The organism is Haladaptatus pallidirubidus (genome assembly GCF_020700235.1).
Lineage (GTDB): Archaea > Halobacteriota > Halobacteria > Halobacteriales > Haladaptataceae > Haladaptatus > Haladaptatus pallidirubidus.
This window is the reverse complement of sequence record NZ_CP085303.1, coordinates 68,042-91,020: the sequence shown is the minus strand read 5'-3', so window position 1 is coordinate 91,020 and position 22,979 is coordinate 68,042. Positions and strand designations below refer to the sequence as shown.

The window sequence follows — 22,979 nt, the reverse complement described above, 5'->3', positions numbered from 1 at the left end:
TGTAAAAGTGTGTCGTTAGTAAATCACCTAAACCACACAACTACTACGCCGAATCGAAGTAAAACGGCGTATAGATGGTTAAAAGGCACAAATATGAGATACTGTATTGCATATAATTTGGAATTCTATGCAAAGCCTTATCTGGAACGCGTGAATACGTACGAGTGAAGATGAACGACGGGATCGCAACAGACACCGACGATTCGGTTGAATCGATTACGGCCGAGGAACTGAAAGAGCGCATCGACAGCGGTGAGGATGTATTCCTCCTTGACGCACGCGCTGAAAGTGAGTTCGAAGAGTGGCACATCGACGGCGAGAACGTCGACATCGTGAACTATCCCTACTTCAAGTTGCTGGACGGAATTCCTGATGAACTCCTTGCAGAACTCCCCGAAGGTCAAAAGATTACGGCGCTCTGTGCGAAGGGTGGCTCGAGCGAGATGGTTGCTGAGAACCTTGAAGACGAGGGCTACGATGTCAACCATCTGGATAGCGGAATGAAAGGCTGGGCGCGCGTATACGAGTACACCGAACTCGACATCGGTTTCGACGCGACGATCGCGCAGTACCAGCGGCCATCAAGTGGGTGTCTGGCATACCTCATCGTTTCCGGTGATGAAGCAGCTGTCATCGATCCACTCCGTGCGTTCACAGCAGAGTACATGCAGGATGTGCGGACCCTCGGTGCTGACCTCCGATACGCACTGGATACACACATTCACGCGGATCACGTCTCCGGCATCCGGACGCTTACAGAACAGCCCGACGCGACGGCAGTCCTCCCAACGCCAGCCGCTAACCGTGGTGTCGAGTACGATCTGCCGTACGAGACCGTCGCAAACGGTGACACCCTCACCGTCGGTGACGTGGAGATTGAGGTCATCCACACGCCCGGTCACACGACGGGGATGACAGCCTACAAAGTCGGAAACGTGCTGTTCACCGGCGATGGGCTCTTTACAGAAAGTGTCGCCCGACCAGATCTCGAAGACCCCGAAGCCGCGAAGAACGCGGCACGGACACTCTACGAGACACTTCGGGAGAAGATTCTGGCCCTCCCGGACGACACGATTGTTGCCCCTGCACACTTCAGCAACGCCGCGACGCCGAACGACGATGGCACGTACACGGCCACGCTTGGCGAGCTGAAGGTGTTGATGGACGCACTCTCGATGAACGAAGACGAGTTCGTCGACTTCATCGTCTCGGACATGCCACCTCGTCCTGCGAACTACGAAGAAATCATTGCAACCAATCTCGGCCAGCAGTCGCCCGACGATGAAGAAGCATTCGAACTGGAACTCGGGCCGAACAATTGCGCAGCCAGTGAGGAGGCGCTAACGAACTAAGATGAATATGCCTATTCCACTGTTTACGGTCAGTGAGCTCTTTCCGCGAGGAATCCTGCCATACCTCCTCGGTGGAGTGCTCGTCGGCCTCGGTGCCGCAACCATCTACCTCGCGACGGGGATCATCGCGGGTGCGAGCACGTTCCTCGAGTCAACGTTGTCCTACGTCTCCGACGTTCCGCGGCTCAATCGCTTCAAATACATCCGGTCACGCGACTGGCGGCTCGTGTTCACCGCGGGCATCGTCAGCGGTGCCGCTGTTTACGGACTCGTGTTGAATCCTGGTGTCTGGACGACCGACGTGCAGTGGTGGCGACTGCTTGGTGGTGGGTTCCTTGTCGGAGTTGGCACTCGCCTTGGGAAAGGGTGTACGTCCGGCCACGGCGTCTGTGGTGTTGGCTCGCTCTCGAACACGTCCCTCGTGAACGTCGCGACGTTCCTCGTATTTGCCATTGGAACTGCCCAACTCGTCCAAGCACTCGGGGTGGTACCGTGAGCGATGCTGAACGCAGTCCGTGGTTCCTGCCCATTATCTACGTCGGGGGGCTGATCTTCGGCTTCGGATTGGCTATCAGTGGAATGGCTCGTCCCGAAGTCGTTCTGGACTTCCTCCAATTCGAGGACTTCGGGCTCCTGTTCGTGATGGGCGGTGCGGCAGTTGTGACGGGGATTATGTTCGCTATTGCGACACGTTATCTCGACCGCGCGCCGCTGACCGCACGTGAATACACACGTCGGATCAAAAAGTTCGATCGCAACGTTATCATCGGAGGGACGATCTTCGGCGTTGGCTGGGGTCTCTCCGGTATTTGCCCGGGTGCTGCCTATGCAAGCGTAGGTATCGGCAACTATCCGATTCTGTGGGCCATCGCAGGAATGTTCCTCGGTGCATACGCACAGGGGTACTGGCGGAACGTTCGAACCCCTGCCTCCGCGGACACAACGTCCGCGGACGACTGATATTTTCTGATTCGTTGGTTTTGTGAAGGAGACCTGACTCTTTCGAAAGTGCTACCTGTCGATCGCTTTTCCCCGATGTCATAACCTATCGATAGCATATGCGACGCCATCAATTCCTTACTCGGATATAGTATTGTGGGATTTGTCCAAAACCGTTTTCAACCCCGACGGCGAAGACACTATTGGAGAGAATAGTATGAACTCTACACTCACACGTATGAAGATGACAGTGATTTGATATGATCGGAATTGAATCGTTCAGTGGATCAGCACAGGCGGTGGCCACAGTAGGAATTGTTTTCGCAGAGGCCATCATGCTGTATGCTGGATACGGTGCGCTGACAGGCGTCGTTGGCTCGACTGTCCTCGAAACACTCGAAGGTGAGTAATCATGGAGGTACTTGGAATGGGTCTTCTGACGGTTTCCATCTTCGTCGGATTCGGCCTGCTCATTGGAACCCTCTTCGGGTTCTTCGGGATGGGTGGGTCGTTCCTCGTAACGCCAGCGCTGTTGGTCATGGGCTACCCCGCGAAAGTCGCCGTTGGGAGCGGACTCGCATTCGTGTTTGGGACGAGCGTCATCGGCGCGCTAAGACACCATGATCACGGCCAAGTCGACTACAAGCTCGCAGCGATCATGACGGTCGCCATAACGCTCGGTATTGAGGGCGGAAAAGGAGTTGTCCTCTTTCTCGAGGAGACGGGCATGGCCGATCTAATCATCAGTATCGCGTATGTTGGATTGTTGGCCACGGTTGGGGTGCTCACGCTACGTGACGCTCGCTCTACGAGCGATTCGGCGAAATTCGACCTCTCCAAGACGGTTCAATCGATCGAATTGTGGCCGATGGTGTCCCTGCGAGGCGATGTCCGTGTGTCGGGCGTCATCATCTTTGCAGTTGGACTCATAATCGGTGTCTTGTCTGGATTCCTTGGCGTTGGCGGTGGATTCCTCTTGATGCCCGCGATGGTGTACGGGTTCGGTGTCCCCGCTGCGGTCGCCGTGGGAACTGACATTCTTCAGATCACGATCTCCGGCGCGTACGGCGCATTCGCCTACGCGCAGGCCGATGCAGTTGCCTTGCCAGTCGTGGCTTCATTGCTCATTGGGAGCGCACTCGGAGCGCGTATCGGTGCGGGAGCTACGAAACTCGTCGACGATGACGAGATCAAGGGCTATTTCGCAGCGATGCTGCTCGCCGGGAGTATTGCGGTCGCTGCAAAGGAACTCGGTACCGCCTACGGGATCGAGCTGCTCAACACGGTAAGTATCGTGCTCATCTTCGGGGCGGCAATTCTTGTCAGTGGCGCCGTGGTACTTGCGGCCGTCTGTCGAATCCGTGAGAAGCGCGTTGGATCATTGTGTCGCCTAACGACGTCATAGACGATCTTGGTATTGTATAAACCTTGCAAACCATTTTTATCTATTGAGTCCCTATAATTCGATACAATGGCAGATTCGATGAGCGAGTATCTCAAGACAGACATGGAGTGTGAAGGACTCTTGGAGTGTATGCACGGCCTGAAGAATCTCGACAAAGAGACCTTCAAACTCCTTGCGGAGAGCTCCGAACAGCTGACAATCGACGAAATCGCCGACCGTATCGATCGGGAGCGGTCGACCGCCTACCGCTCCATCCAACGATTAATGCAGGCGGGCTTCGTCCAAAAAGAGCAGGTGAACTACGAGCAGGGCGGATACTACCACGTCTACTCCCCAACGAGTCCGGACGAAATTGCAGCTGATATGCAGCGAATGCTCAACGATTGGTATGCGAAGATGGGCCAGCTCGTCCAAGAATTCGAAGACAAGTACAACCAATCTCAGCAGGTAGCTGTTGTCGAATAGTAATAGTAGTGACGAACGAATTTAGAATCCAGACCCCATAACAAGGAACTCTCGATCTGAATCTCCACGAATATCCTTGAATCAGTCTTGATTCGTACTTTACTTTCACTAGGAGAAACCAGATTTCCAGACGAGAGCAGTATTTCGTTTACTACCCGTCGAGGTCATTCTCAGAGATAAAATGCACGTGCTGTTGGTAAGGAGACAACTATCGACGTTTTCGTGAACCACGCTTGATTGTGGATGCACCTCTCAACCGAAGACATCATTGCGAACCGTCTCGGGATCAAGCCCGAAGCACTCGCTCTGCTCCGTCTATTGATGTATAGTTGTTCCCATATCTAGCGATCTCCACGCCGATCAGACGCTTCGGGCACCGGGTTTGCCCTCCGTCCGGTCGGCGACCTTGAGACGGCTTCAGAAGCAATCGAACGGAACACGATATCCATCGGCCTTCTATGACGGTATTGCCTATTAAGAGCAAGAATGTTTAACTATCCCAATATTGTACAGAGAATACGACAATGTTCGAGAAAATCACTGCCAGAGAACTAGCGGAAAGACAGGATTCGGGCACGAGCGATTACACGCTCATCGATACACGTCCAGAAGACAGCTATGAAGCATGGCGTATCGAGGGTGCAGAGAACGTTCCATTCGGACCTGGGGAGACCCTGAGTGAGGACCAGCACGAAAAAATCGAGGAGTTAGCAAACGATAACAAGATCATCACGATTTGTGGAAAAGCGGCGACATCGACACGGCTCGCATCCGAGTTAGACGCTAATGGGTTCGAAGATGTAGCGGTCGTAAATGGAGGGATGCGCAACTGGAACTCGCTGTACGAAACCGCTCACGTCGACACCGAAAATGACGCCCTCTGCATTGTTCAATTTCAGCGCCGAGCGAAAGGCTGTTTGAGTTACCTCATTGGATCAAAGCGCACAGGCGAGGCCATTGTGGTCGATCCAACTCGGCACACTGACCAATACATAACCACCGCTGCTAAGAAAGGAATGACAATTACGGCCGTCCTCGACACACACGTGCATGCAGATCACATCTCTGGTGGTCATGACCTTGCTACCAGACTTGATGTTCCCTATTATCTGGGCGAGAAAGCGACCGAACGCGATATCGATTACGAGTTTGATGCGTTTGCAGATGGCGAAACGATCGCAGTCGGTGATGTCGAGATTGAAGTGCTGTTTGCACCAGGTCACACCACAGAGATGGTCATCTACCGGATCGGCGACGAAGCGGTACTTACGGGGGATAGCTTATTCCTCGATTCAGTTGGACGCACAGAGCTTGAGTTCGGCGAGGATGCAGCCGAGGAGGGAGCACGGATGCAGTATAAGACGCTGCACGAAACACTGCTGGAACTTCCGGACGAACAAACCGTCCTTCCAGGCCATGTTACGGTGAATAACAATGGCACCTACGAGAACGCATCTCCAGGTAACTTGGTTGGAACACCTCTCGGTGATGTTCGTACGCAACTCGATCTCGTCGGCCTTGACGAGGAAGCGTTCGTAGAACGAATGGTTAAGAACGTCCCAGAGAAGCCGGACAACTACGAGACGATTATCGGCATTAACCGCGGGAAGGAAACTATCGAGAGTAGCCGTGACGCCACAAAGCTTGAGACTGGTGCAAACAACTGTGCCGCCTGATTCCGAAACCCACACCGCAGTATCTTTCCTCGGTTCTTTCGCAACTGTGCCGGCAACAGATCGACTTAACCCCACGAGGGATTACATTCCCGACGCACGTCCCAAAGCTAGTTGTTCGCTGATGGCGGATGGCGTGCACGAGTGTCTCCCATACATTCTATTGAAGTGGTATATTATTTGAGGGCGTTCAACTAGTCTGCAGTTAAGTTCTGGTGGGAATCCTAATATGTCGATGTCAAACATTGTTGGTGCGCTCCCTAGGATGGACCGAATGACAACAAGAATGATGGAGAAGAAGATCAATGAAGATCAAAACTCAGTTCCGTTGCCATCACATCACTCCTAGATATCAATGACAAATCATTCAGATGACTTCGATACGGACAGTCGTTCCTTCCGTGATGTCGGAAAGGGACTCTTAGATGAGGAAATGGGGCCTAGTTCTTCTCTCGCACATCTCTACCGAGGGGAAATTCACCGAATGAAATTTTGGCGAGAGCGGCTTGACCAAACTACGAACTGGGCTGTTCTCATGATGGCAGCAATTTTGACGTGGGCCTTTTCGAGTCAGACTCACCCACACTATGTAATTCTTGTCGGTTGGGCAACGTTATCTGTATTCCTAATCATCGAAGCACGGCGTTATCGCGGGTACGACATCTGGCGATCACGTGTTCGAGAACTCCAACGGAATGTCTTTGCTCCAGGCCTTGATCCATCACGGGAGCTCGCTGACCCAACCTGGCGACAGAAATTGGCTGAAGACTATGATCAACCGACACTCAAAATTACGATGGAAGAAGCGATTGCACATCGACTTCGTCGGATCTACTTGCCATTATTTGCCGTTTTGCTTGCAGCATGGACTATTCGCGTTACTGCGTTCGTTGAACAATCATGGCCAGCGAGTGCATCTATCGGTCAAATCCCTGGGGAACTCGTAACTAGTGTAGTAATCATATATTCGCTCGTTCTAATAATAATCGCTTATCGACCTCGAACGTGGCACGCATACGAAGAATTGCGGACAGTGGATTTCCGTAGGGATCGGTAAGCAATTCACTGAGATAGGATATTGTTTTTCTACTATGGTTGTCCAGCGATAGCAGGAAGTGTTGCGATGAAGCATACGTTCGTCGAACAAGTGCATCATAGGCCAAAATTACGTTTGTGATCACAGCGGTTCCTTGCTCGTGTATTGTTAACCACTCATATGCATACATGCTGTCTCAAGATCACCTATCATAGTTTTTGATCCAACGAGTGGTGACTACGAGAACGAATAGTAACTGTCTTTATTAATACTCTGTAGTGCGATTCTAGGTACTTCCTGACTCAGCTGTACTTCCACATGATTCACAACTTTGCTGGTAGCGGTAGTAAAGTAGTCCAGTGAAGAGTAACACTGATACTACGCCTAAGAGGGGACGATACGGATCAAGATACGTCATCAGCATGGAGTTGCTGAACAGCGCGAGTAAGAACACATTACAGATCGGACAGCTGAAGGCAAGGAAGCCAACAATAGTACTACCGATAGCTAAACGGCCATCACCAGCGCGACCGGCTATGGATTGTTGGGCGATATATATCCCAGCAAATAGTGACGTAAGAACGAGAAATGTGTAATCGAATAGAGTTCGTGGAACCATCCGAATGTATAGTGGGTTCGGAAGAAGTCCTGTTACAACACCGAACAGGAGAAACGATCCGACGCTGGCCGCCAGTCCTTTCACAATTGCTGTCCGTAGCGGCATTGGCTCAAACGACACACAAAATGAGCATAAAACCAAGTGACGATTTGCTGGTCCTGCAAACGCACCTGTGTATTTAGAGGGCCTCTCATCATAATTCGGAATGTGAAGACGTTGATGACGCTACAGACTATTTCCTTAATGACCAGTACGTGTGATTCATTCTTACTCACTTGTCTGGGTGTCCCACCCAATTATCAGGGAGATGAATGATGATTGCGATCAACCAGCCACCATTGCTGATAGCGGCCTATGCCGCGGGTGTATTGATGTTTTTCGCTCCATGTAGTGTCGGCTTGCTGCCCGCGTATTTGAACTACTATTTTACCCACGATTTGACTCAGGCCGGTGATGGGACCGCTGTTTCCACCACGACGGGATCCATATCAGAGGCGATACTAAACGACGAATCACGGGGTCTCGCTCGCCAAGTGCTCCTCGTGAACGGAGTTCTTGTCTTTTTACTAGGTGCCGTTCCGCTATTTTATATGGCGACCGCTGGCATCCGGCTACTGTTACCGGGTTATCAATTTATCGTCTCGCTTGCAAAACTTGGGACAGGAAGCTACCTCCCGCCGGTTGCCGCCGTATTGGTCGGTACGACACTGTCAGTTGTCGGATGTGGACGAACTGGCGCACTGAGAGGGTTTCGTATTGGAACTATCGCCACTTTCGGTATCGTTTTGTTATATTTGCTCGTCGGTGGTGTCGTTCTTGCCGTTGGACAGTGGATCCAGCCATATATCTCGTCGCTTGAGTTACTCGTTGGGCCGATCATCATTATACTCGGGGTCGGATATTATCGTGGAACATCGCCGCTGCGACCGGTAGCACTCCCGAAACGTGGGGAAGTATCGAACTCGGAGTTTTTCACATTCGGGATGTTCTATGGCGTTGGAAGTCTCGCCTGCAACCTCCCTGTCTTTCTCGGCATTGTATTGTCGTCGTTCTTCACAGCGGGTTTCCTCTCCGGATTAACCGTCTTTGTGGCATTCTCTGCGGGGATGGGAACTCTGATGATCGGACTGAGTGTTGTCGCAGGGCTCTCGAAAGGATCACTTTCTCTCGGCCAGTACGCCGCTCGTGCCCAAACGCTCGGTAGTGCAGCGTTCGTGCTTATCGGTCTCTACGTAACGTGGTATTCGCTCCGATCGTTTGGTTATGTTTAGGTTCACCAACGACCTGTTTGCTTCTCAAACTGGGTTACCTATACGTTTAAGTTGATTGTGCGACCCCTGTCATCCGTATAATGAGTAGAGGACACAACCCATCCCGGCCGCAACTAAGACAGTTTGGGCAACGCCAAACGTAGCGGCCGAGATATGTAGTGACTGTATAAGCGAACATCCCATCGTCCCTCCGATGGTAAGGAAAACAAAGCCGATTGCGACAAAGAGCATTGGCTCACTCTGGTTGCGACGGTAACCACGAAATCCTTGGTATGCAATGAGGAGTCCGAGTCCCATTACAAGTAGTTTTCCAACAAACAGCTCAATACGCATTATCGGTCCCCTCTCATGTCTTCCCACACCTGTGTAAATCGGTCGGCAGTATCGCGTTCGGTGACGCGTACAGTAAGATCACCATCAACGATGTCAACTTCGACGTGCTCCACAGTAGCCTCGTAAACTGCTCGGTGATTACCATCTGCCTCCAATTGCGTTCGTTTTTCGACTAAATTTTCCTTCTCTAGATCATTTAACCGACGGTAGATGGTCGGGAGCGACGCATTGCATTCAGTACTAAGAGTCTGAGCTGACATCGGTTGTTTACTTGTTTTCGTGAGGATCGCACGGGCATACTCATCATCCAGCAAACTGAACAAGTCGGCTGGACTCGGTTCCTCACTCACACTTGGAATAGGAATGAGCTCCATTTAAAAGGTGCCGAGGTACTTCTAATCCTGAAAACGAGCGGGTGGATTATCATCTCCCCGTGTCTCGCTTGAGGTACCGATTATGTCTGATAGCACCGATAGAAATGGCCGACGAGCGTTCCTCGGAACGGCCGGGATACTGCTTACTGGGTTAGCTGGATGTACAGATACTAATGCTGGATCTAACAAGCAGTCTACAACAGAACAAAGCACTACTACGAAAAGGACGCCGTCTAGTAAGACCAGTACTACGCATTCCAAAACGTCTGAAACACAATCGGCAACCGAAACCAGCACAAACCAAGGTACAACCACCACGTCGACCTCTAAGCCACAATCGTTGGTGTATGCGAGTTCTGAAACGACCGAATTTGGGATCAACCTAGAAGATAATCCCTTGATGGGATCGCCTGAGGCACCGGTGGATCTCTACTATTGGAGTGACTATCAGTGCCCATTTTGTAATCGATTCGAGCAAAATACTTTCCCAAAACTCCTCGAAAACTATATTAAACCAGGGACAGTGCGACTCGTCGTCCTTGAATACGTAACCATCGGAGACGCTTCAAAGACAGCAGCTCGAATGGCAAAATGCGTTTGGCGCCAAGTCAAGGAGAGCGATCCAAACGCATTCAAACGCTGGCATGCGTCGATATTCGACGCACAAAAGAAACCGAACTCGGGCTGGGCGAAAAAACAGAATCTGCTCGATATCACAGAAAGTGTAGAGGGCGTTGACGCCAGTGCAGTCGCGTCGTGCCTCCAAGAAAACGAACAGTCCTTGGCAGCGAGTGTTGCCAATGACAAAAAGACGGGAAACAACAAAGGAGTGGGTGTAACACCAACATTCATTTTCCACAACCCAACTTCGGGCAATTCAACGGCGACGATTCAGGGTGCCCAACCGTATCCCCGCTTTGAAGCGACGATTGAAGAGGTAAGAAAATGAGCGGACAAACACGAGTCCGTCGATGGGGGACGGATCTACAGAGTGCACTTGCCTATCCAATGAGTTCAGCACCCCGAGTTCTCAGTGCAATTTTCATTGCGATTGTAACCTATGTCCTACTCATCCTTTCGACGTTTCCCGAGATGTCGATACAGATGCTTGGGGCAGGAGTACAATGGTTTGACGACTCAATGATACTTCTGACCGAAAATGTGCTGGCAACGAATGGCTGGTTTGGTCTTGCGCTCATTATTTCGTACGCAGTACTAACCGGTGTATCCATCGTCAACGTTGTGGCCCAAGTAAGTGCAACCGGGGTGTCCAGTCTGTCGGATTTGCTCGGTGTATTACCAGGTCTCGTTGCATCGGGCTGTGCCAGTTGTGGTGCTGGATTACTTGGGTTCCTTGGATTTGCTGGTGCACTGGCCGCAATGCCGTTCCATGGTGATTTACTCCGGGTCGGCGGTATCATTCTTCTCCTTGCATTCCTTGTGCGTGCAGGCGACCCTCGCGAATGTCGACTTAACATATAACTGGTTCAATTATGGAATACAGTAAACACAAACAAACTGGTGGAAACCAGCGTCAAATCCGGAGTACAAGCGAACGGTACCGTGAAACTGGATTAAGAGAGAGAGATCACAATGAGCGACAGTGATGGGTCAAAGTCCCGACGTCCATTGGTCCTAGAAGTCCCTCTTTGGGCGTATGCCGCTTTAATCCAGTTATGCGCTTGAATTGTCCGGTGCTGCAGTTGGTTCTGGCGCTGCTGTTGGTTCTGGTTCTGCAGTTGGTTCTGGCGCTGCTGTCGGTTCCGGTTCTGCTGTCGGTTCTGGAGTCGGTTCAGGTTCTGCCGTTGGTTCTTGGGTTTCTTCGTCGGGTTGTTGGGTACCGTCGACTTGACCTTCCTGCTCGGCCGCTTGTTGGATCTCTTCAAGAGAGGCGCCTGTTGTTGCTGCTTGTACCCCCTGCTGAGCACCGTCTGCTGCGGCATTCTGAATAACGTTAATATTAACGTTCTGATTCACTGAGGCGAATTCGACAGCGCCTGTTGCCCCACCTAGTGCTGCAGCTTGCACTTCTTGTGGCGATACGTCTGGAGCACCCGCTGCTGCGTTGATTGCCCCCTCCGCTGCACCAAGTGCAGCGTTGAGGATGACGTTGATATTCACGTTCTGGTTGACGGCACCAGATTGGACACATCCCTGGGCCGCACCAAGTGCAGCGTTGAGGATGACGTTGATATTCACGTTCTGGTTGATGGCACCAGCTCGTAAGGCGCCTAGTGCGGCACCTTGGGCGGCGTTAAGAACGACGTTGATGTTCACATTCTGGTTTACAGCGCCTACGATTGCACCCTGTGCTGCACCAGACGCGGCATTGAGAATGACATTAATGTTCACGTTCTGGCTCACAGCACCCTGGGCCGCACCAGCTGCTGCATTGAGAATGACGTTGATGTTCACGTTCTGGTTCACAGCGCCAGCCTGCACTGCGCCCTGGGCCGCACCAGCTGCTGCATTGAGAATGACATTGATATTGACATTCTGATTCACAGCGCCCTGAATCGAACCCTGTGCCGCACCGAGTGCAGCATTCTGGATGACATTAATATTGACGTTCTGGTTTATCTGCAACGCACCCTGCGCTGCGCCGGTCACAGCATTTTGGAGAACGTTGATATTGACGTTCTGATTCGCTGCACCAGCCTGGACGCCACCTTGGGCTGCACCAAGTGCAGCATTTTGAATGACGTTAACGTTGACATTCTGGTTCGTTGCAGCTCCCTGCACCGCGCCTTGGGCCGCACTCGACGCCGCGTTTTGTACAACATTGACGTTGGCGTTTTGGTTGACTGCGCCCTGAGCTGCACCTAATGCCGCATTCTGAAGGACGTTGACGTTGACGTTCTGATTTGTTACTCCTGCTTGAACACATCCTTGCGCGGCACCAAGGGCGGCATTCTGGACGACATTGACATTTGCATTTTGATTTGCTATCGCCCCTTGCACTGCCCCTTGAGCACCGCCGGATGCAGCATTCTGGACGACATTGACATTGGCGTTCTGATTGATTGCGCCTTGAGCTGCACCGAATGCGGCATTTTGGAGAACGTTGACATTCGCATTCTGGTTGACTGTCCCTTGAGCTGCTCCTTGTGCCGCGCCGAACGCAGCATTCTGGACGACATTGACGTTGACGTTCTGATTAACAGCCCCTTGGACTGCACCTTGAGTGGCACCCTCAACGATCGCTTGCTGCTCGTCCTCTGATAACGAATCCTCAACACTATCCGCACCTTGTTGAGCGCCCTGCTCCGCTGCTTGGACTAACGATTGTTGGTTTCCACCCCCACCACCCTGAGTCGTTGTTCCTTGTTCTTGGGTTGTTGTTTGTTGTGCACTGGCGAAACTTGATACGCCTACTGTAGCGATGAGCCCTGAAAGAATGGTTCTTCTCTTTAAAGACCTCTGTTGAGACTTCCTTGATTCAATATTTGAGTCATTCTCCGACTGTTTTATTCTTGTCATGTTTGTTACTTCTCCCGACGACTGATTTGCTGATAATCAGCGCCGTTGCGAACGTATGACTACCTATCCCGTATTCAATCCAGAGAACAGTTTAGGACATTTTTACAAAAACTGCGAATCATTCTCAAGAGAATCTTTCCATATTTGCCCTCATTTTTCATTACTCACTATGGCAGATGATACTTAACTGACAGTAACGCAGCTTGATTCTCTTGTGGATCGTAGCCAAGGAGAGTGACATCACCGGTGGTTCGACGGACATTGAGTCGAGTGCTCGAACTAGCGGTGGAGGTCGAACCAGGAGTTTAGCATCTTCCAGGTAACAGCCTAAGAATTTGCATCGACCCGACCTATGGACAAGGGTACGGCTCTGATGCGGCTACACGGATGGTACAGTATACCTTTGAAGATCGGAATCTCCGGCGAGTGAGTACCCAGGTTGGCAGTTTCAATAAAGGTTCGATTGGTTTGCTCGAGTCACTTGGATTTGAACACGAGGGCACCTTGCGGGAAGCTGCGTGGTTCCGAGGTGAGTACCACGATATGCTCTGGTATGGGCTTTTACGGCAGAACTGGCAACCGATAGAATACGAAGACTAAGCACCGAATGACCAGTTAACGCTCTCTGGTCAGCACGAAGTCGACTTTCTGCTCCATGACCTCATAAGCGGCAGTGCAACACCAACGGGACCCCCGAATCAATTTGTGCCCAATTCGTAGTGCACTTCGTCGATTCACGATAACCGCAGCGCGGCAGTAGGTTGTCGCGAAGGTCGTATGAGACCACGCAGCTTTTCGGAGCTGCCACAGACTACCGGTATCCTCTACATTCATGAGCCCAGAGTCCAGATGCAAATTCGTGAGGGGGCTCCTGTCCGTTGATCTTCGATCATCGAACCGGCTCATCCAACTCTTCAACCCTCACACTTTCCCCTACCCTGCATTTGTCGGTGTATACATGTGAAATTATGTCCAGCTATTCGGGATTTTTGGAGGAGGGTGGGGAGTCAGGGGATCCCACTGAGAGCCGTGGAATGAGCAGTGTCAGAGGGTATGGAAACCAGGTCGAACCTATTGAACCTGATTAGCGCCCTCCCGCGGAAGGGCGAATAGATTGAGGAGCCGTCCATATGACTTTCTTTATATTTGGCTTACCCAGGGATATGTATCTCTACAGAATTGCCAAAATTCCATTCTGAATATTATATTAATAATTAAAATTTTATTTATAACTTTATCATATATTAGCTTAGCTTCAAAAATTTATCCTAGTGGAGATAGTATTCTAGTGCAAGTGACCCACTGTTCGAGACGATTGCGAACAGCATGAAGGAACGCTGGATGGAGAAGAACCCAGCGCTGGGGTCTTAGCTGGGAGGAATCCCATGACAGACGATGAAAGCAGTCCTCAAAAACGTAGTGGCGTCTCGACAAATAGACGGACATTATTGCTAGTAGTGCAAGTATCGGCGCAGCCACGCTTTCTAGTTGCATTCGTCCGCTGCTCGGCGGCAGTTCGATGCAGCGACCGACACCAACAGTACGAACGCTATCAATAGCACCAGCTCGACAAGTGGCATGCTGACTGGCGTCAACCCAAGCAAGTACGCGAAGTACTTCGACAACTAAGTGGACATCGTCAAGGAAGGCGCGAACAACACGGGGAAAGAACCGATTGATGACGTCCTCGAGCAAGTCATCGACAACGATACGCTCGTCTATTTCCTCTCAGGACGATACAAGCTCAACACGAACCATCGCCACGTTGGGCTTTGAAACCTCGGGATCATCGGGAACAACGCTATACTCACGGCACAGTCGAAGCGATTTGAGGCTTCGATATGCACGTGGAAAGGAGTAACTGAGAAATCCATCTAAAGGCCGGGCGGGAATCGCGTATGCTCTCCGATACAGCCTAATGCTCAAAGAGATGCACCTGCTGTGCACTGGCATCCTACGTTGACACACAGACGCTTTCAGAGCGGGCTTTGTCAGCGACTATTTTGTTTTATTTGCCGCCTATCGATTAGCCCCGAACAAGGGAGATGGTTACCAAGCGAGGCAATATCGGAATCACAGAACGGACAAACAGTAGTGGTTTTCTCACCGTGCTTGCATCGCCCACGAGCATGATACCACACTGCGCTTGTTGAGCGGCCAACCTTGTCAGCGATTTCAGCTGGAGAGAAGCCCTTGTTATCGAAGTGCTGGATCTGTTCACATTCCGTTGCCGAAACGGGAATTAACTGTGAATGATAGGACATACTATATTGCAGTACTGGGAATATTTTAATATTAATATTCAACATTGGAACGTTGGTTAGTTCCTTCCGAGTTTTTGGACTTCGAAATGCTAGTACTTCTGTCCAAAACGCAAGAAAAGGGCCATGAGAGACTCAAACTCCGACACCAGATCCTCATCTTTGCGGTAGCGAGGAAACTCCGCCGTAAACGGGGGGAGGAATCGCGTTCAGTTAGCTGGACATTTACACGAGTTTCATTGTCTGTCCTACTCGGTCGTCTCGTCGGCGTCGAGGGCGCGGTAGCCTTCGAGTAAGAATACTATGAACATATTGTTTCTTTTTCAATTCCATGGCCACTCGGTAACGGAAACTTTTTGTCCGATAAGTAATTTACTATTCAATGGAATCACCTGGTTCCAAAGGCGCGCATCCTACTGCGTCTTTTTCCAACCCTTCCTCACTTCGATGAGCTGTCTCTCCTACTCTATCTTTAATCAGCGGGAGAATCCCGCCGTTTACGGCGGGCGTGAATCGCGTCACTCGATTGCGCAATCGGCGTCGGTGGCTGGCCGAAACCCAAACGCTTAGTACACACCATGACGTGCCTAATATCAAGGGTTACGTCGGCTTCCGGCACTTGCACGGAAGTACGAGACGCGCTGAAACCATCGTCCTGAATATTTCGGGGCGTCGGTTCCCACGGGCCGGTTCTGTAACCGGTTGCGGGGTTCGCGTCGTTCGCAAGCACGGTAAACCGACCCACTGGGCGGCTAAGTGTGATCGAACCGCCTTCGACCGCGAGGTTGACGCCATGGGTGAGAGACAACGGTTGAAAACCGTTGACGATGACACGCTTGGCGATGGGAGCACCCGTGGCCGTGCCACAGGACGCTTTCGGAAGAGCGGTGGCGTGAAACCCGTGCCTTTGACGCCGAAAGAGACGGTCCTGAAACCTGCTCGGCACCGAGCCGGGTTTCCTCCTGTGCGGGGAAGCCCCGTCGTTTAGGACGGGGAGGATGTCACGTACATATTGTCGTCTGTGGAGACTGCGTTCCCTCGGACACCGTTGTATCTGTAAAGCGATCGTCGGCATAAAACCCCCGTCATCAATGTGGCCACACGGCCGAGCAGGGGTAGTTCACACGAATACAAACTATGTTTTCTCATACATTAATATTTAATGCTAATCTCTGGCATAATGTGAAGCAGCAAATTTAATATAAAATTGAAATGAGGCCGAATTTTTTATTGCGTTGGGTCAGAGAGGACAGATAGTATGCCGCTCCCAGTCATCGTGCGGCGATGGCTCTCTGTAAATGAGAGCGTTATTCGTGAGTGTCGCAAGTGTGGGACATCGATCGAAACTACCGAACAGCCATGCCCTACCTGCGGATCAACTGAAACTGTGTCATTCGACGTCTCTTAATTTCGTTTCGATCCGAATAAGGGACGACTACTGGTTCACTAGTGATGACCATAGCGTTCAAATGCTGGGTTCCATATAGAGGGAAATTCTGTTGAGTAGTGAAGGCATGGATGAGTACCTTGCATTTGCAGCGAATAGACCGACCGGCCGTCAGTAACTACTATGAATCGAGATGGTGGGACGTAGCTTCAATACCATCTCAGGTATACTGAAGCTATCAAATCCTCCAGAACAATACACTACAATGTCTGTATCACAGTCTAACTCAAACGAAATAGTCGAACAATGCGAAGATTGTGCAGCGAAAACAACTCACAAGGTATCAGTCGACATCATTACGGAAAGCGATAAAGAGAAGAATGTTTCGTACTCGCGGGAACCGTACCGAATCACGAAATGCACTCAGTGTGGGAGTGAAACCCAGCAGCGGATGAACAACGCCTGAATGCGTTTCTTAGACCAGAACCCAGTCACAACAAGCGATACAAGAGAATATTGATAACGACGAAGTGTTTGGCTGTCCCAAGTGTATGTCGACAACAGCAGTGAGAACCGGAAATACATGTGTACAAACCATCCTATCGTGGAGTCAATGGGACAATAGCGCGTCTGCGAGATCGTCTCCGACAGCTGCAGTTGCTTCATGAGCACGGTCAATATTTCTATTCGTCATAAATCCGTGAATCATGTCCTCGTAGTTAAGATACCGAACTGAGATTCCATCATTAACCAGTTGCGATGCATACGCTTTGCCACCGTCTCGAAGTGGATCAAATCCAGCAGTGATAATCGTTGCCGGCGCCACAGTAGAAAGATCGCCTGCATTGATTGGGTCTGCGTATGGGTTTCGCTCATGAATTTCATTACCATAATAACAGTCCCGAAACCACTGCAGGTCACTCTCGTCTAACACAAGTCCAGAATGCTTTTCAATTGATGGTTGATCAGCTTTAACTCCGATAGCCGGATACAACAATGCTTGATACGCAATATCGGGACCGTTACGTTCGGCTGCCATGAGGGAACTCACAGCCGCTAGATTTCCTCCCGCACTGTCGCCAGCCACCGCGAGTTGTCCTGTTGAATTGATCGCTGACGGATTTGCTGCTGCCCACTGTACTGCTGCGTATGCGTCTTCGACAGCGGCTGGAAATGGATGCTCTGGAGCAAGACGGTATGCGACCGACAGTACAGCACACCTGCTTTGGCGAGTCAACTGTCGACAAAGCACATCGTGTGTCTTTAAATTCCCAAGGACAAATCCACCGCCGTGGAAGAATACGATAGTCGGGAACGATCCAGATTCCTGTGGCAGATACAATTTCGTCGAGAGTGATCCATCTGGACCAGGAATCGTTCGCTCGACGGTTGCTCCGACTGCTGGAGGATTCCGGTTCACAATCCAGCTGGCGGCACGGCTGAACAGTCGGAAGAGATGTAGACCACGCTCACTATGAGGGAGTGAAAACCGTTGGTGGCGTTTGAGGGCAGTCTTTGCCTGTGGATGAAGCTCGTCTGCTTCCATCCATTATGGTTCGATCACCCAACAATAAATCCCTCGGATTCAGTTAATTATACCAATCCGCTAAAAAGTTGTATCGTTGTACACGTATACTACATCTTGATACGGAGATAATCAGTATAGTTGATTATCTCATTTCGAGTGAAGCCTGCTGCGATTTGTGATGAGACTACTATTTCGGATTCTTCAGCAGTGAGCTCAGCAAGCGTCTGTTTTGCTGTTGGGTTGAGCTGGTCGTAGTCCCGCACCTGTTTGTCACAGTGAATCGTACTGACCGGCTCTACTGCGAGTTCACACGGCATACTCAAATCGGGTCACGGCCAAAGTCCACGTGCTTCATGGGCCTCTGCGATCCGTGAGAGTGCAACAATATAGGCTGCATCACGCCACGTAACGTCACGCTGTTCGAATTCCGTTTTGACAGCACGCCAGGCGGCTTGCATCTCTGCTTCCAATTCGTCGTTCACCCGGTCGAGCGACCATGCACGGCGATTGATATCTTGAAGCCATTCGAAATAACTTACCGTGACACCGCCAGCATTGGCAAGTATATCGGGAATCACGGCAATATCTCGCTCTGCCAAAATTGAATCTGCTGTTGAGGTTGTCGGCCCGTTCGCGCCTTCAACAACCAGATCTGCGGCGATCGACTCCGCATTCTCTTTCGTGATTACGTTTCCAAGGGCAGCAGGGATGAGTACGTCAACATCGAGCGTGAGCAGTTCGTCGTTCGAGATGACGGTATCTGCATATTTCGTGACAGCTTCTGGTTCTTCATCATGTGAGGGAACAGACGCTGTATCGATTCCCTCTGGATTGTACATTGCACCGTTCACGTCGCTAATTGCAACGATTGTTGCTCCCCAGTCATTGAGGAGTCGAGCGGCGTTCGAACCAACACTTCCATAGCCCTGGATCGCGACTGTTGTTTCCTCAAGCGGGCGGTCATAGTACTCACAGACAAGCTGTGTGATGATCGCAACGCTTCGCCCGGGAGCCTCTTCACGGCCTTCACTGCCACCAATGACCGGTGGCTTGCCTGTGACGACGCCCGGTGTTGTTTCGCCTTCCTGCATCGAATATGCATCCATCAGCCACGCCATTGTCTGTGGATCTGTTCCCATGTCTGGAGCGGGAATATCCTCAGTCGGGCCAATAACAGTGCGAAGTTCCTGCGCAAATCGACGCGTGAGCCGCTCTTTTTCTGCCGAACTCAGTTCCTTTGGGTTGACAGCAATACCTCCTTTGGCACCGCCAAATGGAAGATCCATCACGGCACACTTCCATGTCATCCACATGCCAAGGCCGACACATTCATCTCTGGTTACTTCAGGGTGATATCGAAGACCGCCCTTGTATGGCCCTCTAACACTGTCATGTTGCGCTCGGTAGCCTGTGAACACTTCAACTGTGCCATCGTCTCGCTTAATCGGAACTGTTACCTCGTTGACCTTTTTGGGATACTTGAGCCGCTCGACGATATTCGGGTCGATATTGAGATGGGTCGCAGCATGATACAGCTGTCGACGGGCCGTTTCGAGCGCTGATTCCGATTCGGTCGACTCTGCTATCTCGTCTCCGGACTTATCGATGGTGCTATTGGGTGTCGATGCCATGTTTATTCAATCGGCATTTGCCGATTTCGCATCGGATTACTGCAATCCGGACATGCGCCTGGATTGGTATCGTTTATGATGATATTTCCACACGCAAAGCATTCGTATGGACGTTCTTCGTTGGGATCCGTTTGAACATCTCTCATAGTTAGTTAACGAGTGCCGGCAGGTGACCTGGTGCGCTGGCAGGCAACCCGGGCACTCACTAAGGTATAATAAGTGTATTAGGGAATATGTGGTCGTTAACTACTAAACCCACTCCTGATCAGGGGGTTAGTTATTTAACCATCTCAGAAAGAACGACTCTCCTCATCAAAGAGCGTTGCAAACAGTTTCCGCTGGACAGTCCGAGAGTGTTTATAGAACGCAGGGGGAGAGATTCCAAGTGTCTCCGCAACATCTTCTCCTGTACTTTCACGTGGTGACTCGAAGAACCCACTATAGTATGCTGTCTGGATCACCTCCAGTTGTCGGTCTGTGAGTTTATCGAGGAACTTCGAGTAGAGATCGTGTTCCATCGCCTGATCAAGCGTTTGCTTGCCGCGTAGTTCGACAGTAGAGAACGTCTCACGGACGAGCTGTGTAATTGTTCGGACATCAATGCTATCTGGAATCTCAATCACGAGCGTCGTAGAGGTCGGATCAGCGGTCGCTTCTCGGAAGATGGCGCCATGATCGGCTAATTCTAATGCGAAAAACGGCTGTGTGAGCCGTAATCGTAAGACTCCGTCTTCACCATTTGCGCTAATCTGGTGTACATCGTCGATCGCGATTAGCTGTGAAGCCGTTTTTGCGACATCCTCTACAGGCGCATCTTCGACGGTGACGAATACATAACTCCCCTCTGTGGATTGCTGGACACCACCTTGATATGAGAGTGTACATGCGGCGTCCTGAGCAAGTTGTGAGAGGACGAATGTCGGGTCATCAATTGCGAACTCGACGCGGGTTACAGATGTCGTGAGTAATGCGTTTTTCCGTTCAATAGCACTAAGTGCGGACGCGATGGTTTCACCGAGCTCTGCCAAAACGGTGTTCGCTGTTTCGACAAACGCATCTTGGGTCGTTGCATACACTGTTAGCACGCCGTAGGTGAGGTCGTTATACAGAAGTGGAATACTCAACACGGAGAGAAAGTCTCGAGCAAGGGCGTCCTTTCGCCACAGTTCATCGCGGAGGCCAGCGGCGACGTTAGTCACCATCGTTACTTCATTACTCGCTGCTGTTTGTCCCACTGGTTCTACACCTGACGTTGCAACGGTGAACGACTGGCTATCTAGATACCCCTGTTCGCTTCCTGCCCAGGCTCGTGGGTCGACAGTATCGGTTGTTGGATTGACCGTCCCAATCCAAGCAAACTTAAACCGGTCGTCATCGGTCAATAGATCACAAACGGTATGTTCGATCTCTTCGCGGGTTTCTGCCTGAACGAGTGCTTGGTCGATCTCCCGAATCGTCTCGTTGATGCGATTGAGGGAGGTAAGCTGCTCGTTTTGCTGTTGAAGGGTGCGATCCTGTTCACGGAGTCGTGACTCTCGTGTGACGCGGTCTAGCGCTGCCTCTGCAGTTGCGGCAAGCAGGTCAGCTAGTTCTCGAGTTACGCTGTCGAACGCACCAACGTGGTCTGATCCAGCGATAAACACGCCGTGGTTTCCAAGTGGAATGTAGGTCGCACTCCGAAGGTCAGTTGCCCGGTTTTCGAGCTTCTCTGCCTGATGGACATCATCGAAGAACAGTGCATTGTCCTCGACGAAACTGTAACTTGGGAGGGTTTCTCCATCGGCGTGAACGGTTGGAAGCGGTCCGTTCATTGCTTTCATCGTCGACGAGTGGGCTGCGGGTCGAAGATTATTGGAGTCGGCGTCAAAGAGATACACCGCACTTGCATTCAGATTGAGAACTCCGGGTGTGTCGGTGACGATGTGTTGGGCAATCTCCTGATGGGTTTCGGCATAGAGGAAATCACGGGCAGTCCCTTGTAGTGTGGCAAGCGCATCTTCGCGTTGTTTGCGTTTTGTGATGTCACGGCAGCTGTAGAGAAGTGTTCCATCCTGAATCGCGACTTCACGAACGTTAATCAAAAGCGTGTGTTCGCGACCGGCCTTGTCGGTTGCTGTACACTCGATATTCTTGAGAACACCATTTTTCGCGAGTTCATCACGATCGAAGAGATCCTCACCGAGGAGGTTCGTGATTGTCCCGAGTTCTCGGATCTCCTCGGCCGTATAGCCGAAAATAAAGTGCACATTGGGACAAACATAGGTATACTCGCCAGCTTCGTCCGTAATAAGGACGGTGTCAGTCATATTGTTGAGTGTGACACGATGGAGTTTCTCAGATTGACGGAGATTTCGTTCAAGATCAACCCGTTCGGTAATGTCGACGCCCTCAACGACAATCGAGACGAGGTCGCCACGTTCGTTTTCGACGGGGCGAACAGAGAGATCGATAACGCGTGAATCCTCGACGTGTGATGGCTGTGCAACAACCGCGTTACCGAACGACCCATTGAGCGCTTTCGCTACAATCTGTTGTACATCCGATTTCGTTCCCGCTGATTGTGACCACCATGGAAGTGCCCAGAATGGTTCGCCAACGACCGTTTCGACATCGGCATCGATCATTTCACGTGCTGTCTGGTTTACACGGGTGAGCAAACCATCTGGATCGAGTACCCACGTTGCCGTCCGTGAATCATTAAAGATCGCATCAAACTGTCGAGCGCGTTCTCGTTGGGTAGCCGATCGCTGTGCAGACCGAACAGCGTGTTCCGTTCGGTCGAGCAGCTCCTCTTGAATCTGGTCAGTTGATTCGGTGAGCGTGACATAATCGGTAACGCCGGCCTTGATAGCCTCACTGGCAATTGCTTCGCTCCCGGAAGCAGTCCCAAGTATCACGGGTAGGGCAGTGGTCTCTGTCCGAATCTCCTTGAGGAGTTCTATACCCGTCATTCCGTCGAGTGTATACTCTGTAATAATACAATCCAGTATCCCACTATGGAATACATCGAGTGCTGTTGTTCCTGTTTCAACGGTTTGTATCGTCGCTTCGGTACGAACGTCGAGTATATCCGCAAATTCCTTGATCCAGTTACTTGCCCCGACAAGTAAGACCGAGGAATTGAGGATGGTCGTGGAAGATGCCATCACTCAAATGCAGGAGTCCTACTGAGACACAGGTGACTGCCGATTCGGGAGGAAGTCCAGCCCTGGTGTGAGAGTTGGT

General features: G+C 51.2%; 24 protein-coding genes. 14 read left to right on the top strand and 10 right to left on the bottom strand.

The genetic code is table 11. The features are described 5' to 3' along the window. The first annotated feature begins 170 nt into the window (after positions 1–170). The 8 genes from LIX15_RS24205 (at position 171) to LIX15_RS24170 (ending at position 6,891) form a co-directional block, all read left to right on the top strand. Positions 171–1,352 carry an MBL fold metallo-hydrolase gene (locus LIX15_RS24205; protein ID WP_227777757.1) on the top strand — a complete coding sequence of 394 codons (1,182 nt, stop codon included), beginning with the start codon at positions 171–173 and terminating at the stop codon, positions 1,350–1,352. A 1-nt stretch (position 1,353) separates the two neighbouring features. Further along, a complete protein-coding gene (locus tag LIX15_RS24200; protein WP_227777756.1) occupies positions 1,354–1,848 on the top strand; it encodes a YeeE/YedE family protein in 495 nt (164 codons plus the stop codon). After that, entirely contained in the window at positions 1,845–2,312 is a 468-nt protein-coding gene (locus tag LIX15_RS24195; protein WP_227777755.1) for a YeeE/YedE family protein, read from the top strand. Before LIX15_RS24200 ends, LIX15_RS24195 begins: the two co-directional genes overlap by 4 nt. Positions 2,313–2,551: 239 nt before the next feature. Continuing rightward, complete coding sequence (locus tag LIX15_RS24190; protein WP_227777754.1) at positions 2,552–2,701, top strand: DUF7512 family protein; 150 nt, start codon at positions 2,552–2,554, stop codon at positions 2,699–2,701. Positions 2,702–2,718: 17 nt separating this feature from the next. Continuing rightward, a complete protein-coding gene (locus LIX15_RS24185; RefSeq protein ID WP_227777753.1) occupies positions 2,719–3,696 on the top strand; it encodes a sulfite exporter TauE/SafE family protein in 978 nt (325 codons plus the stop codon). 66 nt (positions 3,697–3,762) lie between these two features. Then, positions 3,763–4,161, top strand: a complete 399-nt coding sequence (locus LIX15_RS24180) for a helix-turn-helix domain-containing protein (RefSeq protein ID WP_227777752.1) — start codon at positions 3,763–3,765, stop codon at positions 4,159–4,161. Positions 4,162–4,685: 524 nt separating this feature from the next. Next, the gene (locus LIX15_RS24175) at positions 4,686–5,837 is read left to right on the top strand and encodes an MBL fold metallo-hydrolase (protein ID WP_227777751.1); all 1,152 of its coding nucleotides are present in this window, start codon (positions 4,686–4,688) and stop codon (positions 5,835–5,837) included. 352 nt (positions 5,838–6,189) lie between these two features. Next, positions 6,190–6,891, top strand: coding sequence for a DUF2270 domain-containing protein (locus LIX15_RS24170; RefSeq protein ID WP_227777750.1), 702 nt, complete (start codon positions 6,190–6,192; stop codon positions 6,889–6,891). 265 nt (positions 6,892–7,156) lie between these two features. Here the strand turns inward: LIX15_RS24170 and LIX15_RS24165 are convergent, their stop codons facing one another. Then, positions 7,157–7,594: a hypothetical protein gene (locus tag LIX15_RS24165; protein ID WP_227777749.1), complete on the bottom strand. Its 438-nt coding sequence runs from the start codon at positions 7,592–7,594 to the stop codon at positions 7,157–7,159. Between the two features lie 485 nt (positions 7,595–8,079). Between LIX15_RS24165 and LIX15_RS24160 the strand changes: the two genes are divergently transcribed. Then, positions 8,080–8,760 (top strand): cytochrome c biogenesis CcdA family protein, encoded by a 681-nt coding sequence (locus LIX15_RS24160; protein ID WP_227777748.1) that lies wholly within the window; start codon positions 8,080–8,082, stop codon positions 8,758–8,760. A gap of 69 nt (positions 8,761–8,829) precedes the next feature. Here LIX15_RS24160 and LIX15_RS33785 read toward each other — a convergent pair whose 3' ends face one another. Both LIX15_RS33785 and LIX15_RS24155 read right to left on the bottom strand, forming a co-directional pair. Next, positions 8,830–9,057: a DUF7521 family protein gene (locus LIX15_RS33785; protein ID WP_438267230.1), complete on the bottom strand. Its 228-nt coding sequence runs from the start codon at positions 9,055–9,057 to the stop codon at positions 8,830–8,832. Positions 9,058–9,092: 35 nt separating this feature from the next. After that, positions 9,093–9,443, bottom strand: coding sequence for an ArsR/SmtB family transcription factor (locus LIX15_RS24155; protein WP_227777747.1), 351 nt, complete (start codon positions 9,441–9,443; stop codon positions 9,093–9,095). A 367-nt stretch (positions 9,444–9,810) separates the two neighbouring features. Between LIX15_RS24155 and LIX15_RS24150 the strand changes: the two genes are divergently transcribed. Then, positions 9,811–10,416, top strand: coding sequence for a DsbA family protein (locus tag LIX15_RS24150; protein ID WP_227777746.1), 606 nt, complete (start codon positions 9,811–9,813; stop codon positions 10,414–10,416). Then, complete coding sequence (locus LIX15_RS24145; RefSeq protein WP_227777745.1) at positions 10,413–10,949, top strand: hypothetical protein; 537 nt, start codon at positions 10,413–10,415, stop codon at positions 10,947–10,949. Before LIX15_RS24150 ends, LIX15_RS24145 begins: the two co-directional genes overlap by 4 nt. A gap of 192 nt (positions 10,950–11,141) precedes the next feature. Here the strand turns inward: LIX15_RS24145 and LIX15_RS24140 are convergent, their stop codons facing one another. Continuing rightward, positions 11,142–12,947: a procyclic acidic repetitive family protein gene (locus LIX15_RS24140; RefSeq protein ID WP_227777744.1), complete on the bottom strand. Its 1,806-nt coding sequence runs from the start codon at positions 12,945–12,947 to the stop codon at positions 11,142–11,144. 333 nt (positions 12,948–13,280) lie between these two features. Between LIX15_RS24140 and LIX15_RS24135 the strand changes: the two genes are divergently transcribed. Beyond that, positions 13,281–13,547, top strand: a complete 267-nt coding sequence (locus tag LIX15_RS24135; RefSeq protein ID WP_227777824.1) for a GNAT family N-acetyltransferase — start codon at positions 13,281–13,283, stop codon at positions 13,545–13,547. Positions 13,548–14,576: 1,029 nt separating this feature from the next. Further along, positions 14,577–14,723 carry a hypothetical protein gene (locus LIX15_RS24130; RefSeq protein ID WP_227777743.1) on the top strand — a complete coding sequence of 49 codons (147 nt, stop codon included), beginning with the start codon at positions 14,577–14,579 and terminating at the stop codon, positions 14,721–14,723. A gap of 957 nt (positions 14,724–15,680) precedes the next feature. Here LIX15_RS24130 and LIX15_RS24125 read toward each other — a convergent pair. Beyond that, positions 15,681–16,154, bottom strand: coding sequence for a hypothetical protein (locus LIX15_RS24125; protein WP_227777742.1), 474 nt, complete (start codon positions 16,152–16,154; stop codon positions 15,681–15,683). Positions 16,155–16,788: 634 nt separating this feature from the next. Between LIX15_RS24125 and LIX15_RS24120 the strand changes: the two genes are divergently transcribed. Beyond that, positions 16,789–17,061 carry a DUF7835 family putative zinc beta-ribbon protein gene (locus LIX15_RS24120; RefSeq protein ID WP_438267229.1) on the top strand — a complete coding sequence of 91 codons (273 nt, stop codon included), beginning with the start codon at positions 16,789–16,791 and terminating at the stop codon, positions 17,059–17,061. A 144-nt stretch (positions 17,062–17,205) separates the two neighbouring features. On the opposite strand, the gene lipP1 is transcribed toward LIX15_RS24120, so the two are convergent. From lipP1 to LIX15_RS24095, 5 genes are all read right to left on the bottom strand, one after another. Then, a complete protein-coding gene (gene lipP1, locus LIX15_RS24115; protein WP_227777740.1) occupies positions 17,206–18,141 on the bottom strand; it encodes a LipP1 family hormone-sensitive lipase in 936 nt (311 codons plus the stop codon). Positions 18,142–18,230: 89 nt separating this feature from the next. Continuing rightward, complete coding sequence (locus LIX15_RS24110) at positions 18,231–18,440, bottom strand: hypothetical protein (protein WP_227777739.1); 210 nt, start codon at positions 18,438–18,440, stop codon at positions 18,231–18,233. Positions 18,441–18,452: 12 nt separating this feature from the next. Then, positions 18,453–19,754, bottom strand: a complete 1,302-nt coding sequence (gene gdhB / locus LIX15_RS24105; protein WP_227777738.1) for a glutamate dehydrogenase GdhB — start codon at positions 19,752–19,754, stop codon at positions 18,453–18,455. 2 nt (positions 19,755–19,756) lie between these two features. Then, entirely contained in the window at positions 19,757–19,900 is a 144-nt protein-coding gene (locus LIX15_RS24100) for a rubrerythrin-like domain-containing protein (RefSeq protein ID WP_227777737.1), read from the bottom strand. 144 nt (positions 19,901–20,044) lie between these two features. Continuing rightward, on the bottom strand, positions 20,045–22,900 hold the full coding sequence (locus tag LIX15_RS24095; protein ID WP_227777736.1) for a bacterio-opsin activator domain-containing protein: 2,856 nt from the start codon (positions 22,898–22,900) through the stop codon (positions 20,045–20,047). Positions 22,901–22,979: the final 79 nt, after the last annotated feature.

What these genes read in the sequence shown, in the direction of transcription:
- LIX15_RS24205 (WP_227777757.1), top strand. Translation starts at nt 171, where the DNA reads ATGAACGACGGGATCGCAACAGACACCGACGATTCGGTTGAATCGATT.
- LIX15_RS24200 (WP_227777756.1), top strand. Translation starts at nt 1,354, where the DNA reads ATGAATATGCCTATTCCACTGTTTACGGTCAGTGAGCTCTTTCCGCGA.
- LIX15_RS24190 (WP_227777754.1), top strand. Translation starts at nt 2,552, where the DNA reads ATGATCGGAATTGAATCGTTCAGTGGATCAGCACAGGCGGTGGCCACA.
- LIX15_RS24185 (WP_227777753.1), top strand. Translation starts at nt 2,719, where the DNA reads ATGGGTCTTCTGACGGTTTCCATCTTCGTCGGATTCGGCCTGCTCATT.
- LIX15_RS24180 (WP_227777752.1), top strand. Translation starts at nt 3,763, where the DNA reads ATGGCAGATTCGATGAGCGAGTATCTCAAGACAGACATGGAGTGTGAA.
- LIX15_RS24175 (WP_227777751.1), top strand. Translation starts at nt 4,686, where the DNA reads ATGTTCGAGAAAATCACTGCCAGAGAACTAGCGGAAAGACAGGATTCG.
- LIX15_RS24170 (WP_227777750.1), top strand. Translation starts at nt 6,190, where the DNA reads ATGACAAATCATTCAGATGACTTCGATACGGACAGTCGTTCCTTCCGT.
- LIX15_RS24165 (WP_227777749.1), bottom strand. Translation starts at nt 7,594, where the DNA reads ATGCCGCTACGGACAGCAATTGTGAAAGGACTGGCGGCCAGCGTCGGA.
- LIX15_RS24160 (WP_227777748.1), top strand. Translation starts at nt 8,080, where the DNA reads ATGGCGACCGCTGGCATCCGGCTACTGTTACCGGGTTATCAATTTATC.
- LIX15_RS33785 (WP_438267230.1), bottom strand. Translation starts at nt 9,057, where the DNA reads ATGGGACTCGGACTCCTCATTGCATACCAAGGATTTCGTGGTTACCGT.
- LIX15_RS24145 (WP_227777745.1), top strand. Translation starts at nt 10,413, where the DNA reads ATGAGCGGACAAACACGAGTCCGTCGATGGGGGACGGATCTACAGAGT.
- LIX15_RS24140 (WP_227777744.1), bottom strand. Translation starts at nt 12,947, where the DNA reads ATGACAAGAATAAAACAGTCGGAGAATGACTCAAATATTGAATCAAGG.
- LIX15_RS24120 (WP_438267229.1), top strand. Translation starts at nt 16,789, where the DNA reads ATGGTGGGACGTAGCTTCAATACCATCTCAGGTATACTGAAGCTATCA.
- lipP1 (WP_227777740.1), bottom strand. Translation starts at nt 18,141, where the DNA reads ATGGAAGCAGACGAGCTTCATCCACAGGCAAAGACTGCCCTCAAACGC.
- LIX15_RS24110 (WP_227777739.1), bottom strand. Translation starts at nt 18,440, where the DNA reads ATGCCGTGTGAACTCGCAGTAGAGCCGGTCAGTACGATTCACTGTGAC.
- gdhB (WP_227777738.1), bottom strand. Translation starts at nt 19,754, where the DNA reads ATGGCATCGACACCCAATAGCACCATCGATAAGTCCGGAGACGAGATA.
- LIX15_RS24100 (WP_227777737.1), bottom strand. Translation starts at nt 19,900, where the DNA reads ATGAGAGATGTTCAAACGGATCCCAACGAAGAACGTCCATACGAATGC.
- LIX15_RS24095 (WP_227777736.1), bottom strand. Translation starts at nt 22,900, where the DNA reads ATGGCATCTTCCACGACCATCCTCAATTCCTCGGTCTTACTTGTCGGG.